Origin of the sequence: Streptomyces sp. NBC_01381, from assembly GCF_026340305.1 — a bacterium.
Classification (GTDB): Bacteria; Actinomycetota; Actinomycetes; order Streptomycetales; family Streptomycetaceae; genus Streptomyces.
Map to the genome: position 1 here is coordinate 2974574 of NZ_JAPEPI010000002.1, position 20056 is coordinate 2994629.

General features: G+C 72.0%; 16 protein-coding genes. 12 read left to right on the forward strand and 4 right to left on the reverse strand.

What is annotated here, in order from left to right:
* Positions 1-300 precede the first annotated feature (300 nt).
* The 3 genes from OG453_RS34820 to OG453_RS34830 are packed head-to-tail and all read left to right on the forward strand — an operon-like array spanning position 301 to position 2948.
* On the forward strand, positions 301-834 hold the full coding sequence (locus OG453_RS34820) for a carbohydrate ABC transporter permease (protein ID WP_266872544.1): 534 nt from the start codon (positions 301-303) through the stop codon (positions 832-834).
* Positions 835-870: 36 nt separating this feature from the next.
* Complete coding sequence (locus tag OG453_RS34825) at positions 871-1938, forward strand: Gfo/Idh/MocA family protein (RefSeq protein WP_266872545.1); 1068 nt, start codon at positions 871-873, stop codon at positions 1936-1938.
* On the forward strand, positions 1935-2948 hold the full coding sequence (locus OG453_RS34830; RefSeq protein WP_266872546.1) for a Gfo/Idh/MocA family protein: 1014 nt from the start codon (positions 1935-1937) through the stop codon (positions 2946-2948). Before OG453_RS34825 ends, OG453_RS34830 begins: the two co-directional genes overlap by 4 nt.
* A 296-nt stretch (positions 2949-3244) precedes the next feature.
* Here OG453_RS34830 and OG453_RS34835 read toward each other — a convergent pair whose 3' ends face one another.
* Positions 3245-4609: a CAP domain-containing protein gene (locus OG453_RS34835; RefSeq protein ID WP_266872547.1), complete on the reverse strand. Its 1365-nt coding sequence runs from the start codon at positions 4607-4609 to the stop codon at positions 3245-3247.
* Between the two features lie 190 nt (positions 4610-4799).
* Here OG453_RS34835 and OG453_RS34840 point away from each other — a divergent pair, with 190 nt between their 5' ends.
* Positions 4800-6137 carry a radical SAM protein gene (locus OG453_RS34840; protein ID WP_266872548.1) on the forward strand — a complete coding sequence of 446 codons (1338 nt, stop codon included), beginning with the start codon at positions 4800-4802 and terminating at the stop codon, positions 6135-6137.
* 50 nt (positions 6138-6187) lie between these two features.
* Here the strand turns inward: OG453_RS34840 and OG453_RS34845 are convergent, their stop codons facing one another.
* Complete coding sequence (locus tag OG453_RS34845) at positions 6188-6805, reverse strand: TetR/AcrR family transcriptional regulator (protein ID WP_266872549.1); 618 nt, start codon at positions 6803-6805, stop codon at positions 6188-6190.
* A gap of 80 nt (positions 6806-6885) precedes the next feature.
* Here OG453_RS34845 and OG453_RS34850 point away from each other — a divergent pair, with 80 nt between their 5' ends.
* From OG453_RS34850 to OG453_RS34860, 3 genes are all read left to right on the forward strand, one after another.
* A complete protein-coding gene (locus OG453_RS34850; protein ID WP_266872550.1) occupies positions 6886-7941 on the forward strand; it encodes a saccharopine dehydrogenase NADP-binding domain-containing protein in 1056 nt (351 codons plus the stop codon).
* A 5-nt stretch (positions 7942-7946) separates the two neighbouring features.
* Positions 7947-8831, forward strand: a complete 885-nt coding sequence (locus OG453_RS34855; protein WP_266872551.1) for an NAD(P)H-binding protein — start codon at positions 7947-7949, stop codon at positions 8829-8831.
* Positions 8832-9158: 327 nt separating this feature from the next.
* Positions 9159-9896 (forward strand): SDR family oxidoreductase, encoded by a 738-nt coding sequence (locus tag OG453_RS34860; protein WP_266872552.1) that lies wholly within the window; start codon positions 9159-9161, stop codon positions 9894-9896.
* 52 nt (positions 9897-9948) lie between these two features.
* Here the strand turns inward: OG453_RS34860 and OG453_RS34865 are convergent, their stop codons facing one another.
* Together OG453_RS34865 and OG453_RS34870 are read right to left on the reverse strand one after the other, a co-directional pair.
* The gene (locus tag OG453_RS34865; protein ID WP_266872553.1) at positions 9949-11481 is read right to left on the reverse strand and encodes an amino acid permease; all 1533 of its coding nucleotides are present in this window, start codon (positions 11479-11481) and stop codon (positions 9949-9951) included.
* Between the two features lie 87 nt (positions 11482-11568).
* Complete coding sequence (locus OG453_RS34870) at positions 11569-12555, reverse strand: hypothetical protein (RefSeq protein ID WP_266873242.1); 987 nt, start codon at positions 12553-12555, stop codon at positions 11569-11571.
* A gap of 254 nt (positions 12556-12809) precedes the next feature.
* On the opposite strand from OG453_RS34870, the gene OG453_RS34875 reads away from it, so the two are divergent.
* From OG453_RS34875 to OG453_RS34895, 5 genes are all read left to right on the forward strand, one after another.
* Positions 12810-14282 carry an FGGY family carbohydrate kinase gene (locus OG453_RS34875; RefSeq protein ID WP_266872554.1) on the forward strand — a complete coding sequence of 491 codons (1473 nt, stop codon included), beginning with the start codon at positions 12810-12812 and terminating at the stop codon, positions 14280-14282.
* 22 nt (positions 14283-14304) lie between these two features.
* The gene (locus OG453_RS34880) at positions 14305-15747 is read left to right on the forward strand and encodes an FAD-dependent oxidoreductase (RefSeq protein ID WP_266872555.1); all 1443 of its coding nucleotides are present in this window, start codon (positions 14305-14307) and stop codon (positions 15745-15747) included.
* Entirely contained in the window at positions 15744-16976 is a 1233-nt protein-coding gene (locus OG453_RS34885) for an FAD-dependent oxidoreductase (RefSeq protein ID WP_266872556.1), read from the forward strand. Before OG453_RS34880 ends, OG453_RS34885 begins: the two co-directional genes overlap by 4 nt.
* Positions 16977-17221: 245 nt before the next feature.
* Positions 17222-18409: an acetyl-CoA C-acyltransferase gene (locus tag OG453_RS34890; RefSeq protein ID WP_266872557.1), complete on the forward strand. Its 1188-nt coding sequence runs from the start codon at positions 17222-17224 to the stop codon at positions 18407-18409.
* Between the two features lie 122 nt (positions 18410-18531).
* On the forward strand, positions 18532-20049 hold the full coding sequence (locus OG453_RS34895) for a long-chain fatty acid--CoA ligase (RefSeq protein ID WP_266872558.1): 1518 nt from the start codon (positions 18532-18534) through the stop codon (positions 20047-20049).
* Positions 20050-20056: the final 7 nt, after the last annotated feature.

A 20056-nucleotide genomic window follows, 5' to 3' on the forward strand; every position in this document is an offset into this window, starting at 1 on the left:
TCCTCGCCGCAGAGTGCGATGGTCGAGTCCAAGTGCCGAACCCTTACTGGCCGGAGAAGACCGCCATGGTTCACGACCTGTCCGCGATGGCCGGGCAGAGGTACGCCGTACCCGCGCTCAAGGGCCACGGCGGCGTCGCCGTCCTGCCTCTCGGCCCGACACCTGGAACTGGTCGAGCTTCGACGAGGTCTTCACCGTGTTGCCTTTCCGGGAGATGCTGGTCAACAGCGTGCTCAACATCGTGTGCCGGACCGTGGGACAACTGGTCTTTGCTCCCTCGCGGCCTACGCCTTCGCACGGATGCAGTTCCGGGGACGCAACGTACTGTTCGCGCTCTTCCTCTCCGTCCTCATGGTGCCGAGCTCGCTGCTTGTCCTTCCGCAGTACGACATCATCCAGCGGCTCGGGCTGCTCAACTCCGCGCCCGCGCTCTTCCTGCCCGGCATGTTCAGCGCGTTCGGCACGTTCATGCTCCGGCAGTTCTTCCTCTCGCTGCCCAAGGAGCTGGAGGAGGCCGCACGCATCGACGGCGCGGGCCCGTTCCGCATCTTCTGGTCGGTCATGCTGCCGCTGGTGCGTCCCGCGCTCGCCGCGCTCGCCGTGATCACCGCCATGTGGTCCTGGAACGACCTCCTCTGGCCGCTGATCGTCAACACCGACCCGGAGAAGATGCCGATCAGCGCGGGACTGACCTCCCTTGAGGGGCAGTTCGAGACCAACTTCCCCGTGATGATGGCCGGTTCGCTCATCGCGAGCCTGCCCATGCTGCTCGTCTACATCTTCCTGCAGCGGCACTTCGTGCAGAGCGTCGCGCTCTCCGGCTCCAAGAGCTGACTCCCCGTCCGGACATCTGGAAAGGCAACTCCCTTGATGCGACCGCTTCATATAGGCCTGCTCGGCGCAGGCGGCATCGCACGCGCCCATCTGCCCGGCTGGCTGGAACTGGGTGCCCGCGTCAGCGTGTACACCGTCGACGGATCGGCCCAGAAGCTCGCCGCCGAATTCGAGGGGCGCGCAGGGCGCAAGGGGCACGCGGTCACTGCCGTGCCGAGCCTCGACGCGCTGCTCGACGACTGCACCGCCGTCGACATCTGCACCCCCACACCCACCCACAAGGAACTCGCCCTCGCCGCCGTCGCCGCGGGCCGGCACGTCGTCTGCGAGAAGCCTCTGGCCCTGACCGCGCGGGACGCCGAGGAGATCGCGACGGCCGCCGAGGCGGCGGGCGTGCACCTGCACCCAGCCCATGTAGTGCGCTACTTCCCGGCGTACGCGGCAATGCAACAGGCGGTGGAGCACGGCGAGTTGGGGGACTTGGCGGTACTGCGGTTCACGCGGGGCGGGGCGCGTCCGCAGTGGGCGCCCTGGTTCGGCGACCCCGCCAAGTCCGGTGGCGTGATCATGGACCTGATGGTGCACGACATCGACATCGCCCGCTGGATCGCGGGCGACGTGGTCCGGGTGCACGCGCAGACCCGCGGCGTCGAGCACGCCACCGGCGCGGACGCCGAGGTCGTCTCCGCGACCGCCGTCCTCACCCACGCGTCCGGCGCCGTCAGCCATGTCACCGGCCTGTGGGGGCTCCCGGACCAGCGGTTCCGTACGACGTTCCGGATCGCGGGCGCCGACGGACTGCTGCGACACGACTCGACGTCCGTGCCCGGCTACCGCATCACCGCACAGGGAGTGCGCGCGGCCAACGAGGGCATCCCTTCCAGCCCCATGACGGAGAGCCCCTACCTGGCGGAGCTGCGGGAGTTCGCGGCGTCATGGCAGGAGGGCGGTGCCGCGCCACGGGTGAGCGCGCGGGACGGCATCGAGGCGGTGCGCATCGCCGAGGCGGTGGTGGAGTCGAGTCGTACGGGCCGCGCGGTCGAGATCCGGACGGACGCCAGGGCCAGTGAGGCCTTTGAGGCCATTCAGGAGGTCACGCGATGAAGGTCGCCGTGCTGTCGTTCGCCCATGTCCACGCGCGCGGGTATCTGCGGCTGCTCGCCCGGATGCCGGGAGTCGAGCTCATCGGCAGCGACCCGGACACCGGGTCGGCCGCGCCGGGTGAGGTGCGGGGTCGTGCCTTCGCCGACGATCTTGGGGTCGCGTACGCCGACTCATACGAGGAAGCCTTCGCCTGGTCCCCGGACGCGGTGATCGTCTGCTCGGAGAACGCCCGCCACCGTCCGCTGGTGGAGCTCGCGGCGTCGCACGGCGTGGACGTCCTGTGCGAGAAGCCGCTCGCCACGACGGTCGCCGACGGCGAGGCGATGCTCGCCGCGTGCCGGGCGGCCGGGGTACGCCTCGCGGTCGCCTTCCCGGTCCGCTTCAGCCCCGCGTACGCGGCCGTCAAGGCGGCGGTCGCCTCGGGCGAAGCGGGCAGGGTCCTCACCGTCTCCGGCGCGAACAACGGCGCGATGCCGACCCGGGCGAGGCGCTGGTTCGCGGACCCCGAACTCGCGGGCGGCGGCGCGCTGATGGACCACACGGTCCACATCACCGACCTCCTGGACGACCTGTTCGGCGACGCGCGCCCCCTCGACGTGTACGCGCAGACCAACAACCGTCTGTACGAGGGCGAGGTCGAGGCCGAGACGAGCGGGCTCGTCACCGTGACCTACGACAACGGCGCGGTCGCCACGATCGACTGCAGCTGGTCCCACCCGCGTTCCCACCACTCCTGGGGCGGGCTCGAACTCACCGTTGTCGGCGAGCGCGCGACGTTGGAGATGGACGCCTTCGACCAGTCGCTGCACGGCTACAGCGAACGCCGACGCCAGGGCCTGGAACTGCCGTTCGGGGCCAACCTGGACGAGCGGATGCTGCGGGCGTTCCTGTACGGGCCGCAGGACTCCGGCATGGATGTGGCCGACGGGGAGGGAGGCCTGCGGACGCTGAAGATCGTGGAGGCGGGCTATGCGTCGGCTCGGACGGGGGTTCCGGTGGCGGTTGGGTGACGGGGCCGGTCGGCGTTTTCGGCGGAGGGCGCGCGGCGAAGGGATCCGGCGGAGGGCCATCGGCGGTGGCGCGGGCTGGTGTGCGAAGGCCTTAACGCACGTCCTGGCTCGGTCGGACGGGATTCCGGTAGCGGTCGCCGGACGGGCCCGGTCGGCGGTTCCGGCGGAGGGCCGCGGCCGAGGGCGCCCCTGCCGATGGACCCGGCCGTGACGCGGACGCGGGCCGGTGCGTGAAGGCCCCACCTCGCGCGCCGGCCCGCTCTGCAAGCAGACGCCGTCCGCGTCGCCCGGGTTGCTCAGCCGCCGAAGAGCTGGGTCCAGTAGGTGCCCGCCGAGCCGCCGCCCGCGAAGCCGACGCCGAGGTGGGTGAAGGAGGGTTTGAGGATGTTGGCCCGGTGGCCGGGACTGTTCATCCAGCCGTCCACCACCTCGGCCGGACTGCGCTGCCCGCAGGCGATGTTCTCGCCTATCGCGCGGTGCGCGCTGCCCGCGGCGGACGCGCGGTGCCAGGGTTCGCCGCCGTCCGGCGACGTGTGGGAGTAGAAGGCGCGCGCGACCATGTCCGTGCTGTGCCCCTGAGCGGCCACGGTGAGGAGAGGGTCGGGGGACAGAGGCCGCAGACGGGCCGCCGTCCGCTCGGCGTTGGTGAGCCGCAGCACGGCGGAAGCCCAGTCGGCCAGGCCCCGCGGAGTGAGCGGGGTGGCCCACAGCGCCGTCCAGAAGACGTCCCCGGAGCGGCCGTCGACGCACTGGGCCACACCCACCTGCGCGTACGCCCGGTCCAGGACCGTACGCCGCGCCTGCTCGCCCGAGAGGCAGTACTCCACGAACTCGGCGGGTGTGAGGGGCCCGGAGACCAGGTGCTCGCCGATGGTCAGATACGCGTACCCACCCGTGACGACCCGCTGGTAGAGGGACGAACCGTCCGCGTTCTCCGAGCTGAGCGCCGACCGCGCCGCCATACCGGCGGCGTGCGTGCTCGCGGCCGCCGTCAGCCGCGCGTCGAGCGTGACCGGCGGCGCCCCGGCCTTCCCGCGCGCGGCGTTCACCAGGGGGAGGAATCCGTCCAGGCCGGGAGGCGCGGCGGGCGCGGGCACCGCTGAGGGGAGCGGCGGGGACGGTGCGTAAGGCGTGGGTGCAGAAGACGGGAGCGGCGGAGGCTGCGGTGTCGGCGGCGCATCGTCCTTCGTCACCTCCACCCCGAAGTCCCGCGCCACCCCCGCGAGCCCGTCCGCGTACCCCTGACCGAGCGCCCGCAGCTTCCAGACGGGACCCCGGCGGTAGATCTCCGCGAGCAGCAGCACGGTCTCGCGGCCGGGGCGCGGCGGGGTGAAGCGGGCGACGAGCTGCCCGCCGGGACCGTGCACCTGAAGTGCGATGCCGGGCAGCCGCTCCAGGGGAGTGCCCGGATCGGCGGGGCTGACGGCCACGGTGACACGGCTGGCACCGGCGCGCAGGCGCCGCCCGTCGACGGTCACCGTGTCGCCCTGAAGGCGGGCGCCGGACGTCGCGGGCTGGTTGTAGAAGACGAAGTCGCGGTCGCCCGCGACCTTCCCGCTGTCGCCGGTGACGATCACGGACAGGTCGAAGGGACCGGGCACACGCAGGGTGACCGCGCCGTCGGGCAACGGCACATTGCCGCCGGGAACCAGCTCGTTCATGTAGGGACAACGGCAGGCCGGTGCCGCGAGGTTCCCGCCCACCCCGTGGAGGGAGGCACGTCACGCAGGGCTACCACTGAGGTCTGAGACCGGCTGAGACCGGAGTCGGATCCGCGGCGCACGGGACGGGTATTAGCGTGGGGGCCACGGGAAAGCACAATTCACCGACAGGATCCGAGGTGCCCGGCCGATGGCAAGCCGCAGCGAGAGCCGTACCCAGCTCGTCGAGTCACTCATGGAGCGGTTCCCGCAGGTGCCCAGAGAGGCGGTGATCAAGGAAGACCTGCTCAGGGGCGGCATCGCCTTCGACGAATCGGCGCTCAGCGACAATGAGGACGGCGACGTCAAGCCGAAGTCGTACTTCATCTTCTCCTTCGACCACGGCACGCTCCCCGAGCTCGGCGCCGCGGCCCTGCGCCGCCCGCCCGAGGAGATCGTCCTCACCGGCGGCCCTTACGAACTGCGCCGCACGGTCGTCTCGGTCCGCGTGAACCCGTCCTCGCCCTACCGCGTGGCGGCGGACGACGACGGCGTCCTCGGCCTCTATCTGGACGGCGCGCGCATCTCGGACGTGGGCCTGCCGCCGATGCCGGACTACTACCGGCACACGTTGGAGAACGGCAAGTCGGTCATGGAGGTGGCACCCACCATCCAGTGGGGCTACCTCATCTATCTGACGGTCTTCCGCGTCTGCCAGTACTTCGGCGCCAAGGAAGAGTGCCAGTACTGCGACATCAACCACAACTGGCGCCAGCACAAGGCGGCGGGCCGCCCCTACACGGGCGTGAAGCCCGTCGACGAGGTCCTCGAAGCGCTCGCCATCATCGACAAGTACGACACGAACAAGTCCTCCACCGCCTACACGCTGACCGGCGGCGCCGTCACCTCGAAGGTCGGCGGCAAGGACGAGGCGGACTTCTACGGTCAGTACGCGAAGGCCATCGAGGAGCGCTTCCCCGGCCGCTGGATCGGCAAGGTCGTGGCACAGGCGCTCCCCAAGGCGGACGTGCAGCGCTTCCACGACTACGGCGTGCGGATCTACCACCCCAACTACGAGGTGTGGGACCCGTATCTGTTCGAGCGGTACTGCCCCGGCAAGGAGCGCTATGTCGGCCGTGACGAGTGGCACCGCCGCATCCTGGACTCCGCGGAGGTCTTCGGCCCGCGCAATGTGATCCCGAACTTCGTGGCGGGCGTGGAGATGGCCGAGCCGTTCGGGTTCAAGACGGTCGGCGAGGCCATCGATTCCACCGTCGAAGGCCTCCAGTACTTCATGTCGCGCGGCATCACCCCGCGCTTCACCACCTGGTGCCCGGAGCCGACGACGCCGCTGGGCAAGGCCAACCCGCAGGGCGCGCCGCTGGAGTACCACGTCCGCCTGCTCGAGGCGTACCGCGCGACGATGGAGGCCAACGGCCTGACGTCGCCGCCCGGTTACGGCCCGGCGGGCCCGGGGAACGCGGTGTTCTCCGTCTCCTCCTTCATGGACAGCCTGCCCGCCGAGGAGGCGGCACCCGAGAAGGTCTAGGGGACGACGACTGCCCCCGAGAAGGTCTAAAGGGCTGCCCCCGAGAAGGTCTAAGGGGCGGCCAGCGCCGAAAGCAGCCGTTCGGCCTCCGCCGTCACCGAGGTGAGGGCGGAGGCGGGGTCGGGCGAACGGGCCAGGAGCATGCCCGCCTCGCACAGCGCGCCGAACATCATCTGGCAGCGCACATCCAGATCCCCGTCGCCGAAGTGCCCCGCGGCGGCCGCGGCACGCATTCCGTCGGTCAACACCCGCAACGTATGGGCGTATTCGATTTCGCGGACGGTCTCCCAGCCCAGGACCACGGGCGCGTCGAGCAGCACGATCCGCCGGAATCCGGGGTCGAGGCAGTGCTCGAGGAAGCGGCGGCAGCCGCGCCGCAGCGCGGACCAGGCGTCGGGCTCCGCGGCCGCGGCGCGCTCCAACTCCGCCGCGATCTCCTCCTGTTCGCGGACGAACACCGAGTGGAACAGCGCCGCCTTGCCGCGGAAGTGGTGGTAGGCCGCGCCCTTCGTGACCCCGGCCTCGGCCGCCACGGCGACGATCGAGGTCGTCGCGTACCCGTCCCGGCCGAAGAGCCGCTGCGCCGCGGTGATGAGCTGCGCGGTGGTCGCGTCGGACCGTTCCGCCTGGGTGCGGCGGGCAGTTGGGCGCGAGGGCGGGGTGGTCACGGTCGGCTCCTTGACGGACATACTCAGGGTACGTAGGTTCCGCACCAATTGCATACCTTCGGTAGGGAAGCGAGTTGAGCATGACAAAGCCGCTCTTCGCAATCTACGGAGCCTATGGCCACACGGGACGTCTGGTGGCGTCCGAACTCCTGGCCAGAGGCGAGCAGTTGCTCCTGGCCGGCCGTGACGCCGAGGCGCTGCGCGCGCTGGCCGACGAACTCGACGCGGGCGACCGGGTACGGACCCGCACCGCCACCGTCGACGACGCCACGGCACTGCGCGAGGTGATGACGGCCGCCGACGTCATGATCCACTGCGCGGGCCCGTTCGCCGTCACCGGAGCACCGGTCGCGGCGGCGGCCGCGGAGGCCGGCTGCCACTACATCGACCATGCCCTCGAACCCCACCACGTGAAGGGCGTCTTCGACACCGCGCAGGCCACGGCAGAGCGCACCGGCGCCGTCATGATCCCCGGCCTCAGTTTCTACGGAGGTCTCGGCGACCTCCTGGCCGGGGCGGTGGCGGACGGCATCGCGGGCATCGACCGGATCGTCATCGCGTACGCCGTGCACGGCTGGCGGCTGACCACCGGCGCCAAGAACACCGCGAGCCACCTCTTCGCCGAGACCGAACGCCTCACCTTCAGCGACGGCGCGCTGCACGCGGGTTACGTCGAGCCCCGCAGCGCCGTCTTCCCCTTCCCGCCGCCGGTCGGCCCGCGCACGATGATCGCGCCGTTCCCGTCGAGTGAGGTCGTGACGGTGCCCCGCCATGTCCCCGTACGCAACGTCGACCTGATGCTGAGCAACAGCGCCTTCGAGGCACCGGAAGCCTTCGAGAGCGAGCACATCGGGGCGGCGGAACGGGCGGGCACCGACTTCACCATCGCTGTCCAGGCGATCGGGGAAGGCGAAGGAGGCGGCGCGGCAGGGCAGTTGACGGGCCATGATCTGTGGCGGGCCGGGGCGCTCGCCTCGGTGGAGGCGGCGGTGCGGATCGCCGAGGGCAGGGGGCCGGCGAGGACCGGGGTGCTGGCACCCGGAGAGGCGTTCCGGGCGGAGCCCTTCCTGCGAGACCTCGAACGCCTCGGCGCGTTCAGCATCACCCTCGCCGACGTGACGGACAAGGGACGGTGAGCGCCATGAGCGGGGCGGATGCACCCATCCTGGTCACCGGGGCGGCGGGCGGCCAACAGGGTTCCACGGGCCGTCACGTCGTACGCCTGCTGCGCGAGCGCGGCCATGCCGTACGCGCCTTCGTCCGCACCGACGACGAACGTGCCGCCTGGCTGCGGGAGTTGGGGGCAGAGGTGGTGGTTGGCGATCTGCGCGAGATCACCGACGTCCTCTCGGCGGTGCGTGGGGTACGCCGTGCCTTCTTCACCTATCCCGTCACCGACGGCCTGCTCGAGGCGACGGGTGCCTTCGCGGCCGCGGCGCGGCAGGAGGGGCTCGAACGGGTCGTCGAGGTCTCCCAGTTGGCGGCCGCGCCGGACGCGGGGACGCCGAGGATGCGGCAGCACTGGGTCGCCGAGGAGGTCTTCGACTGGGCGGGCGTCGGGGCGGTGCACCTCCGTGCCGGGGTCTTCTTCGAGAACCTGGACTTCCTGGTGCGGGCCGGCGGCGGACGTGAGCTGGCGATGCCGCTGGGCGCGCCCGACACCGTGCTTCCGCTGATCGCGGGGGAGGACGTGGCGCGGGTGGGCGCCGGGCTCCTGACGGATCCGCTCCCGGAGGTCTCTTCGGCGGTGGTGCTGCTTACCGGGCAGGTGCTTTCGGTGGGGGAGGTGGTGGAGACGTTCGGCGGGGGCCTGAAGTACGTCGACGCCTCGCCGGAGGAGTGGCGGGAACGGGCGATGGCTCTGTACGGGGACGCGCATGTGGTGGCGCACCTGGACAAGCTGTGGGAGCTGTTCCGGTTGATCGGGGCGCACCACGAGCTGTATCGGGTGACGGAGGCGATCGAGGGGTACGGAGGGCTGGCGCCGGGGACGTTGCGGGAGTTTGTGCGGGCGCGGAGGGGCTGAGGTTCTGCCTCCGGCGATTCGTGACCGTCGATCACCGGCTCCGCCGAGTTCGTCCTCAATCGCCGGACGGGCTGAAAGGGTGGGCGGGCAAGCGCGGGGTATCGGGTGGGCGGGCGGGAAAGCTTTCGCCGCGAAGCGGCGGTACGGCGGCGCGGCCGACGACGGCGCGCGGGCGGGAAAGATCCGCCGCGAAGCGGCGGTCTTGAGCGGGGTCTGGGGCGCAGCCCCGGTACCAAATGATCGATCAAACAGGATTACGATCACCTCGACTCAACCCTGCCAGCCCAGGCCTGCCCAGCAGATCTGCCCAGCCCCGTGGAGGAATACATGCCGCACACCCCCGTCACCGTGGTAACCGGCGGCAGCCGCGGCATCGGCGCGGCCATCTGCAGCCGCCTCGCGCACGAGGGCCACCACATCGCCCTCGGTTATCACTCCGACGCCGAAGCGGCGGAGAAGGTCGCCGCCACCGTCCGCGAGGCCGGCACCCGTTGCGTCACCGTCAAGATGGACACCGCCGAAGAGGCGGACGTCGACCGCCTCTTCGAGACCGCCGCCGCGGAACTCGGCCCGGTGACCGGCCTGGTGAACAACGCCGGCGTCGGCGCCCCCGTCGGCCCCCTCGCGGAGGCCGACCCCGCCGCCATGCGCCGCGCACTCGAAGTGAACGTACTCGGCTATCTGCTCTGCGCACGGCGCGCGGTCCGCGACATGACCCGCACCGGCGTCGGCGGCGCCGTCGTGAACATCTCCTCCGCCGCGGCGACCCTCGGCGCCCCGGGCGAGTACATCCACTACGCCGCCGCCAAGGGCGCCGTCGACACGATGACGGTCGGCCTCTCGAAGGAGGTCGCCGAGCACGGCATCCGCGTGAACGCCGTCGCCCCCGGCGTCATCTGGACCGAGTTCCACGCCGACCCCGAGCGCCCGGCGAAGCTCGCGGCAGGGATCCCCCTGGGCCGCTCGGGGCAGCCCGACGAGATCGCGGCGGCCGTCCATTGGCTGCTTTCGGACGAGGCCTCGTACGCGACCGGCACGATCCTGCGCGTGGCGGGCGGAAGGTGAACCAACCGGATCAACCGGCCCGCACCCCCGCCGCACTCCCTGAGAGGACAGCTCAGACGATGTCCTCAGCGATCTCCGCCTGCTCCCGCTCCGACCCGTACGCCGACGGCGTGCTGTAGGAGCGACGCGCCACGAACCACCACACCGTGGCGAGGATCAGCACCACGGCCAGCGCGATCGACGCGTAGTTCATGGACTTGGCCGTCACCGGTGACACCTGCGGCAGGCAGAACAGGACCGTCACGAACGCCACCCACAGCACCGCGATCCAGCCGATGGGCCTGCTCCAGCGGCCCAGGTTCCACGGGCCCGGCTGGAAGCGGTCGCCCGCGCGCAGCTTCAGGAAGATCGGGATGGCGTACGCGGGCGTGATGCCGATGACGTTGATGGCGGTCACCGCCGTGTACGCGGTCGCCGAGTAGAGCGACGGCAGCGCGATCAGCGCGGCCAGGCCCACCGAAAGCCACACTGCGGGCACCGGGACCTGCGTGCGGGCGCTGACCTTGCGCCACACCGCGGAGCCCGGCAGCGCGTTGTCGCGGCTGAACGCGAAGACCATGCGGCTCGCGGCCGCCGTCTCCGCGTTGCCGCAGAACAGCTGCGCCACGATCACGATGAGCAGCAGCGCGGTCGCCCCGGACTCGCCGAGCGCGTCGATCATGATCTGCGCGGGCGGTACGCCGGTCTCGCTGCGCTGCGTGCCCGCGTAGTCCTGGATCGCGAAGGTCAGCCCGGCCAGCAGGATGAAACCGGCTATCCACGAGGCCCAGATGGCGCGCACGATGCCGCGGGCCGCGGACACCGAGGCGTTGGAGGTCTCCTCCGACAGGTGCGCGGACGCGTCGTACCCGGAGAACGTGTACTGCGCGAGGAGCAGGCCGATCGCCGTGACGTAGAGCGGGTTGTCCCACCCGGTGTCGTTGACGAACTCGGTGAAGACGAACGACGGCGACTGGTGGTGGTCCGGCACGATCGCGAGAACGCCCACGATGACGGCGACACCGGCCACGTGCCACCACACGCTGATGGAGTTGAGCAGACTCACCAGACGTACGTTGAACAGGTTCAGGACGGCGTGCAGGAGCAGGATGCAGAGGAAGATCAGGAAGGTCTTCTCCGGCGTCGGCGTGAAGCCGAACTGCAGGTTCAGGAACGCCCCGGAGAACAGTGCGGCGCCGTAGTCGATGCCCGCGATCGCGCCGAGCAGACCGAGCAGATTGAGCCAGCCCGTGTACCAGCCCCAGCGGCGGCCGCCGAGCCGGTCGGCCATGTAGTAGAGGGCCCCGGACGTGGGATAGGCGCTGGTGACCTCGGCGAGCGCGAGGCCGACGCAGAGCACGAAGAGGCCGACACCCGCCCAGCCCCACAGCATCACGGCGGGGCCGCCGGTGCCCAGGCCGAACCCGTACAGGGTCATGCAGCCGGACAGGATGGAGATGACGGAGAAGCTGATGGCGAAGTTGCCGAAGCCGCCCATCCGGCGGGCCAGGACCGGCTGGTAGCCGAGTTCCCTGAGTCTCTGTTCCTCGTCGGGCAGCGGAGCCGAGGTCGCGGATGGGCTCGACGACCAGGTGGTGCGGGACACGGATGTACCTCCGTCGGGGAGCGGGGACTGGGGGTGGGGGGAGCGGGTGGTGCTGCTTTCGATGGGGCCCGGCGGGGCCCGCAGGCCTCAGCCCGGATCTTGTACAGCGCTCATACAGCGGGTGCGTGCCTGGACGAACGCCTCGGCCGCCGCCTCCGCGTCACCGGGCGACCGGGTGCGGTACGTCCACGGCGCCACGGTGTAGAAGGGGTCGAGGACCGTGAACACCCGTACGGCGTCCTGGAATTGGTGTGCGCCCCATAACGCGTGGGCCAGCTGGTTGAGGTCGAGCAGCGAGGTCGCCGCGGGCAGCGTGTGCTCGAACCACAGGTGCAGGGCGCGCAGCGCGGACCGGGTCGCGTCGTCGCCGATCCAGTGAAGGTCGAGGGCGCGCTCGCTGCCGCCGTCCTTGCGGTACCGCTCGACCCGTACGTACAGGGGCAGTACGTGCAGCGCGGACCCGGCAGGTGCCGAACCGGCCGCCCAGTGCGCGAAGTTGACCGCTTCGGTCAGTGGTCCCGAGGGTCGACGCGCGTAGGCGAACTGCAGCATGCGGTGGTAGGCCTCGCGATTGCCGGGGTCGCGCTTGTCGGCCTCGGCGAGCAGATGCCAGGGTCCGGGGAACAGCATCGGCTCCGGGGCGGGCGCCCGGTGCTCGTCCCACCGCTGCCCCTTGTCGAGCTGGGCCAGGGCCAGCAGACAGATCCACGGCACGGGATCCTCGGGGGACGCGTCCGCCATGGCGCCGCACGCCGCGGCCGCCTCGCGCCACAGCTCGTTGGTGTGGCGGTGCCCGGCCCGGTGGGCGCGCAGCGTCCGCTCGACGAGCACCCTGGCGTGCAGGACGGCGGCCGCCTCGCTGAGCGGCTCCTCCTCCTGCCAGGCCCTGATCACGTCGGAACCGGCGACGGCGGCCGCCAGGATCTGCGTGCGCTGCGTCCACAGACCCCAGTCGGGCGTCGCGTCGAGCAGGTTCCGCGTCGACACCCAGCGACCGGCCTTGAGGTCCTGGAGCACGGCGCGCAACTGTTCGTCGTGGCCCGCCGGGTGATAGACGGGGCGGCCGGACGGCATGGGCATGAATCCTCTGTGAGGGGAGGAGGGCGGACGGGCGGATGGCGGAATGGTTGATGGCTTGAACTAGCTTGCGGCGCAACGGTGTTGCTCGGCGGTCAGTGTAGATCTGGATGTTCCGTTTCCATGGCGGTTCATGGATCTTTTGGGATCGAATTGTGTTCAACTCGGCGCGCCGGTTGGCAATTTACGTCTCCTTCGGGGCGGAAGAGGGACCCTTGACGCCCTCGTGGCCGCTGTAGCAGGCTTCCGCGGTGATCACGAATGGCAGCGCTCCGCGCGGCGAGGCCGTCCTCGCCATCGACCAGGGCACGTCCGGCACCAAGGCGCTCGTCCTCTGCCCGGAGCGCGGCGTGATCGGCTCCGGCACCGCGCCGGTGCGCCCGCGCCATCTGCCCGGCGGCCGCGTGGAGGTCGATCCGGCCGCCCTGCTCGCCTCGGTCGTCGACGCGGGACGCCGCGCCCTGGACGAGGCGGGGGAGCCGGTCGCCGCCGTCGGGCTCGCCAACCAGGGCGAGACGGTGCTCGCCTGGGACCCCGCGTCCGGCCGGCCGCTGACCGACGCGATCGTGTGGCAGGACCGGCGTGCGGAGCCGCTGTGCACGGAACTAGCTCCGTACGCCGATGAGTTGAGGGAGCTGACGGGGCTCCCCCTCGACCCCTACTTCGCCGCACCCAAGATGGCGTGGATACGCCGTCATCTCACCCGGGACGGCGTGGTCACCACCAGCGACGCCTGGCTCGTGCACCGGCTCACCGGAGAGTTCGTCACCGACGCGGCGACGGCGGGACGCACCCAGCTGCTCGGCCTGGACGACGTCGCCTGGTCGCCGCGGGCCCTGGACGTCTTCGGGCTCGGCGGCGAGCGGCTGCCGCGCGTCGTCGACGCCGCGGGCCCGGTCGGCACCACCAAGGCCTTCGGCCCCGAACTCCCGCTGACCGGCCTGCTCGTCGACCAGCAGGCCGCGCTGCTCGCCCAGGACGTCACCGAGCCGGGCACCGCCAAGTGCACCTACGGCACCGGGGCGTTCCTGCTCGCCCAGACCGGCTCACGCCCGCGCCGCGGCGACTCCGGCCTGGTCAGCTGTGTCGCCTGGCGGCTCGCGGGGGAGAGCAGCTACTGCCTGGACGGGCAGGTCTACACGGCCGCGTCCGCCGTCCGCTGGCTCACCGACCTCGGGGTGATCGCCGGGGCCGAGGACATCGACCCGGTGGGTTCGGCCGTGCCCGACGCGGGTGGCGTCACCTTCGTACCCGCACTCGCCGGGCTCGCGGCGCCCTGGTGGCGCGGCGATCTGCGCGGCTCGATCACCGGGCTCGGCCTCGACACGGCCCCCGGTCACCTGGTCCGCGCCCTGTGCGAAGGCATCGCCGCGCAGGTCGTCTCGCTCGCCGACGCCGTGGCCGCCGACCTGGGCGAGCCCCTGACGAGCCTGCGCGTCGACGGAGGCCTGACCCGCTCGGCCCTGCTGATGCAGACCCAGGCGGATCTGCTCCAACTGCCCGTGGAGGTCTCGGCGTTGCCCGATGTCACCGCCCTCGGCGTCGGCGCCGTCGCGCGCCTGGGCCTCGACCCGAGGCTCGGCGTGCGCGACGTGGTGCCGCGGTGGCGGCCCGCCGCCGTGTACGAGCCGCGGATCGACGCCGGGCAGGCGGCCGAACGCCTCGCGGGCTTCCGCTCGGCGGTCGCCGCGCTCCTGGACCGCGCGCCCGCGCCGACACCATGACCGTCACCACCGAGGGGCCGAGATGACCCTCACCAGCAAGGGCCCACTTCCGTCCGAGCCCTACGACGTGACCGTCGTCGGCGCGGGCGTGGTCGGCTCGGCCATCGCCCGCGAACTGGCCGCGCACCACCGGCTCCGCGTCGCCCTCGTGGAGGCATCCGGCGATGTCGGCGACGGCACGTCCAAGGCCAACACGGCGATTCTGCACACCGGTTTCGACGCCGTGCCGGGCTCCCTGGAGGCCCGCCTGGTCCGCGAGGGGCAGCGCCTGCTCGCCGCGTACGCGGCCGATTCGGGGATCCCCGTCGAGCCGGTCGGCGCGCTGCTCGTCGCCTGGGACGACGAACAACTGGCCGCCCTGCCCGGACTGTTGGACAAGGCGCGAGGCAACGCGTACACGGCGGCCCGCATCATCGACGCCGACGAGGTGTGGGCCCGTGAACCGCACCTGGGGCCCGGCGCCCTCGGCGCGCTCGACGTCCCCGGCGAGTCCATCATCTGCCCCTGGACGACGACCCTCGCGTACGCCACCCAAGCCGTCCGTGGCGGAGTGCATCTGCACCTCAACTGCCGTGTGAAGAAGGGCAATTGGGTGGAGTACCCGGCAGGCGGATGCCGTGAGCTCGCCACGTCCCGGGGCGTGCTGCGCACCCGCTACCTCATCAACGCAGCGGGATTGCACACCGATGACCTCGACCAACAGCTCCTGGGCGAGGGCAAGTTCGCCGTCACGCCCCGCCGGGGCCAGCTCATCGTCTTCGACAAGCTCGCCCGCGACCTGGTCCGCCACATCCTCCTGCCCGTGCCGACAGCACTCGGGAAGGGCGTCCTGGTGGCGCCGACCGTGTACGGAAACGTTCTTCTCGGGCCCACCGCAGAGGAGTTGGACGACAAGACGGGCACGGGGACGACCGCGGACGGGCTCGACACGCTGCGTGCCAAGGGGCGAAGGATCCTGCCCGCGCTGCTCGACGAGGAGGTCACCACGGTCTACGCCGGACTGCGGGCCGCCACCGAGCACGACGACTACCAGATCCACGCCTCTCCCGATGAGCGCTGGATCACCGTGGGCGGCATCCGTTCCACGGGCCTCACCGCGTCCATGGCGATCGCCGCGTACGTCGTGGACCTGCTCGCCGATGCGGCGGGACCCGAACTCGACCTGACGCACGCCGGTGACCTCGACCCCGTGCGCATGCCGAACCTCGGGGAGGCCTTCCCCCGCCCCTACCAGCGCGCCGACCTCATCGCGACCGACCCCGCCTATGGCACCATCGTCTGCCACTGCGAACGCGTGACCCGAGGGGAGATCAGGGACGCCCTGATCAGCACGGTCCCGCCCGGTTCGCTCGACGGCCTGCGGCGGCGGACACGGGCGAGGGGCGGCCGGTGCCAGGGGTTCTACTGCGGGGCCGCGGTGCGCGAACTCTTCGACGGGTGGGGCGAGTCGGGGGCGGCACGATGAGGCGGCAGCGGGCCATCGACGTACTCGTGATCGGCGGCGGACCCGCGGGGCTCGCCGCGGCCGGGCGGCTCGCCAGGGTCGGCGCGGGCACGGTGGAGGTCCTGGAGCGCGAGGGGCGGGCCGGCGGGGTGCCGCGCCACTGCCACCACCGGGGCTTCGGGCGGTGGGGAGTGACGGGGCCGCAGTACGCGGACCGCCTCGTCGAGGCCGCACTCGGCGCCGGGGTCGCAGTACGGACTGGAGTGTCCGCCACCGGGTGGGCGGGGGCGCTCGTGGTCGACACGACCGGACCGCACGGCCTGGAGCGGATCACGGCGCGTGCCGTGGTCCTGGCCACCGGGGCGCGGGAACGACCGCGCGCCGCACGGCTGGTGCCGGGGACCCGCCCGGCGGGCGTCTACACGACGGGTGAACTGCAGCAGGCGGTGCACCTCCACCACCAGCGGATCGGAACCCGCGCGGTCGTCGTCGGCGCGGAGCCGGTGAGCTACGCGGCGCTGGCCGCCCTGCGGCGCGCGGGCGTCGAGGTCGCCGCGCTCGTCACCGAGGAGACACGGCCGCAGGTGGGCCGGGCGCGGGCCGCCTCGGCCAGGCTGGGGCGCCGGGTGCCGCTCCTGACCGGTACCACGATCGTCGAACTCCTGGGCAGGGGGCGCCTTTCGGGGGTGCGGCTGCGGCACGCCGACGGGCGGCCGGGGGCGATCGCCTGCGACACGGTGGTGTTCACCGGGGACTTCGTGCCCGAGCAGGAACTGGCGCGGCGCGGGAGAGTGCCGCTGGACTCCGGGACCCGGGGCCCCGCCGTGGACGGTGCGTTCCGTACGGCGGCGCGCGGGGTGTTCGCGGTGGGCAATGTGCTGCACGCGGTGGAACCGGCGAGGGCCGCGGCGCGCGAGGGCGCGGCCGCGGCGGTCGCGGTGCGGCGCCATCTGGAGGGCGCGGACTGGCCGGCGTCCGCGGGGCTGCCCGTCGAGGCCGTCGCGCCTCTGCGGTGGGTGGCGCCGAACCGCCTGGTACCGGGTGAGCCACCGGTCCCCGGCGCCCGCTTCCTGCTGCGTACGGCGGAGACCCTGGTCCGCCCCGTCCTGCTGGTCACCCAGGGCGGGCGGTGCCTGCACCGGGCGAGGGTGCCGCGGAGGGTGCTGGCCAATGGGTCGCTGCACCTCTCGGGGGCCTGGGTCGGATTGGTCGACGCGGCGGGTGGCGCGGTGCGGATCGGGCTTGGCTGAGGGCCAAGCGCTCCGCTGCAAGGCCGGTACTGAATCTGCGGGTCGGATGTGGCTGGTCGCGCCCACGCGGCGGAGCCGCACATGTCACAGCCCCGCGCCCCTTCGGGGCCCGCACGCCTCTCCGCGACACGGGAAAGCGACTCTTCCCCCACGACCCACCCCCGACTAGACTCCAAAACTAGCAGTGCTAATTTATATCGTGAGACCACCATGTGAGATCAACCGTGACGATCCGGAGCCGTATCGTGCGCCCAGTCCACTTCGCCGCAGCCCGCCGCACCCCCATCGGCAAACTCCGCGGCGCCCTCTCCTCCGTACGCCCCGACGACCTCGCCGCGACGGTCGTACGCGGTCTCGTCGCGAGCACCCCGCAGCTCGACCCCGCCCGGATCGACGACATCTACTGGGGCGCCGCCAACCAGGCGGGCGAGGACAACCGCAACGTGGCCCGGATGGCCGCCCTCCTCGCGGGCCTCCCGGAGTCCGTGCCGGGCGCCACCGTGAACCGGCTCTGCGCCTCCGGCATGGAGGCCGTCACCGCCGCCGCCCGCACCATCGCCGCCGGCGAGGCCGACATCGTCCTCGCGGGCGGCTCCGAGTCGATGAGCCGCGCCCCCTTCGTGCTCCCGCGCCCGGACGAGGCGCTGCCGCACAAGATGGAGACCTTCGACACCCGGCTCGGCTGGCGCCTGGTCAACCCGGCGATGAAGGAGCTGCACGGGGTTCTTGCCATGGGCGAGACCGCCGAGGAAGTCGCCGAGCGTCACGGCGTATCCCGCGAGCGCCAGGACACCTTCGCCCTGCGCAGCCACCAACGCGCCGCCGAGGCCCGCAAGAACGGCCACTTCGACGACGAGATCCTCCCCGTCACGCTGCCCGACGGCACCGTCGTCGACCTCGACGAATGCGTGCGTGAGGACACCTCGTACGAGAAGCTGAGCGGCCTGCGCCCCGTCTTCCGCAAGGGCGGCACCGTCACCGCGGGCAACGCGTCCCCGATGAACGACGGCGCGGCCGGCCTCCTCCTCGTCAGTGAGGAGGCCCTGAACGACCTCGGGCTCGAATCCCTCGGAAGGTATGTCGCCGGAGCCTCCGCCGGTGTCCATCCGGACGTCATGGGCATCGGGCCCGTCCCCGCCACCCAGAAGGCGCTGGCCCGCGTCGGCTGGTCCATCGGGGACCTCCAGGAGGCCGAGTTCAACGAGGCGTTCGCGGCCCAGGCCCTCGCCTGCGTCGACGCCCTCGGCATCGACCCGGACCTGGTCAACCCGACCGGCGGCGCCATCGCGCTCGGCCACCCCCTCGGCTGCTCCGGGGCCCGCATCCTGACCACGCTCCTCCACCGCATGCGCCGCACCGGCGCAGGGCGCGGCCTGGCCACGATGTGCGTCGGCGTGGGCCAGGGCAGCGCGCTGCTCGTCGAGCGCGGCTGAGCCCGCGCCGCCACCGGACCGCCACCGCGTCACCCTGCAAGACCGCAAGACCGCAAGACGGCAAGACGGCAAGACCGCAAGACCGCAAGACCGCAAGGCCGCACGGAAACGGAGCACCACCCATGGCCACGTTGTCCCTCGCCTCGATCCTCGCCGAGCCCGCCCGCCGCAGGCCGGACCACACCGCCCTCGTCGAGGGCGAACTCCGGCTCTCCTTCGCCGAGTTGTGGAGTCAGGCCCGAGCGCAGGCCGCTGCGCTGGTGGGCCTCGGGGTCGAGCCGGGGGACCGCGTCGCCCTGATGGCGCCCAACACCGCCGCGTTCCCGCGCGCCTATTACGCGATCCTCGCCGCGGGCGGCGTCGTCGTCCCCGTACACCTCCTGCTCTCCGCCGAGGAGGCCGAGCACGTCCTGCGGGACAGCGGCGCGACCCTGCTCCTGTGCCACCCCGCGCAGGCCGAGACCGGCAAGGCCGCGGCCGCCGCCACCGGCGTACGCATGCTCACGCTCGGCGCGGACGGCGAGCTGGACACCCTGGCGCGCGAGACCGAGCCCCTGCCGACGTACCTCACCCGGGAGGCCGACGACCCGGCCGTCGTCTTCTACACCAGCGGCACCACCGGCGTTCCCAAGGGTGCCGTGCTCACCCACTTCAACCTGGTGATGAACGCGACGGTCTGCGCCTTCGACGCCCACGACGTGCACCGCGACGACATCGCGCTCGGCGCGCTCCCGCTCTTCCACGCCTTCGGCCAGACCGTCTCCATGAACGCCACCTGGCGCGCGGGCGCCACCCTCGTCCTGCTGCCGCGCTTCGACGCGGCGCGGGCCATCGAGCTGATGGCGGCGGAGGGCGTCAACACCTTCCACGGGGTGCCGACGATGTACGTGAACCTCGTGACGGCCGCGGCCACGGCCGCCGAACTGCCCGCGCTGCGCCAGTGCGTCTCCGGCGGCGCCTCGCTCCCCGTCGCCGTACTCGAACGCTTCGAGGAGACCTTCGGCGTACAGATCTATGAGGGCTACGGCCTCTCCGAGACCTCGCCCACCGCCTCCGTGAACCAGCCCGTCTTCGGTACCCGGGCGGGCACCATCGGCCACCCGGTGTGGGGCGTCGACGTGGAGATCGCCCGCGCCGATGTCGAGGGGCGCATCGAGCTGCTCCCTGCGGGGGAGCTCGGCGAGGTCGTCATCCGCGGCCACAACGTCTTCTCCGGCTACCTGGGGCGTCCGGAGGCGACCGAGGAGGCCGTCGTCGACGGCTGGTTCCGCACCGGTGACCTCGGCACCAAGGACGCCGACGGGTTCCTGGCCATCGTCGACCGCAAGAAGGACGTCATCATCCGCGGCGGCTTCAACGTCTACCCGCGCGAGGTCGAAGAGGTCCTCATGCGCCACCCGGACGTCGCGCACGCCGCGGTGATCGGCCTGCCCGACGACGTGCACGGCGAGGAGATCTGCGCCGTCGTCGTAGCGCGGCCCGGCTCGGACCCCGACGGCGCGGGCATCACCGCCTGGTCCAAGGAACACCTGGGCCGTCACAAGTACCCGCGCCGCGTGGAGTTCACCGACGCGCTGCCGCTCGGCCCCAGCATGAAGATCCTCAAGCGGGAGCTGCGGTCCACCTACGGCAGGGTCTAGGGCCACC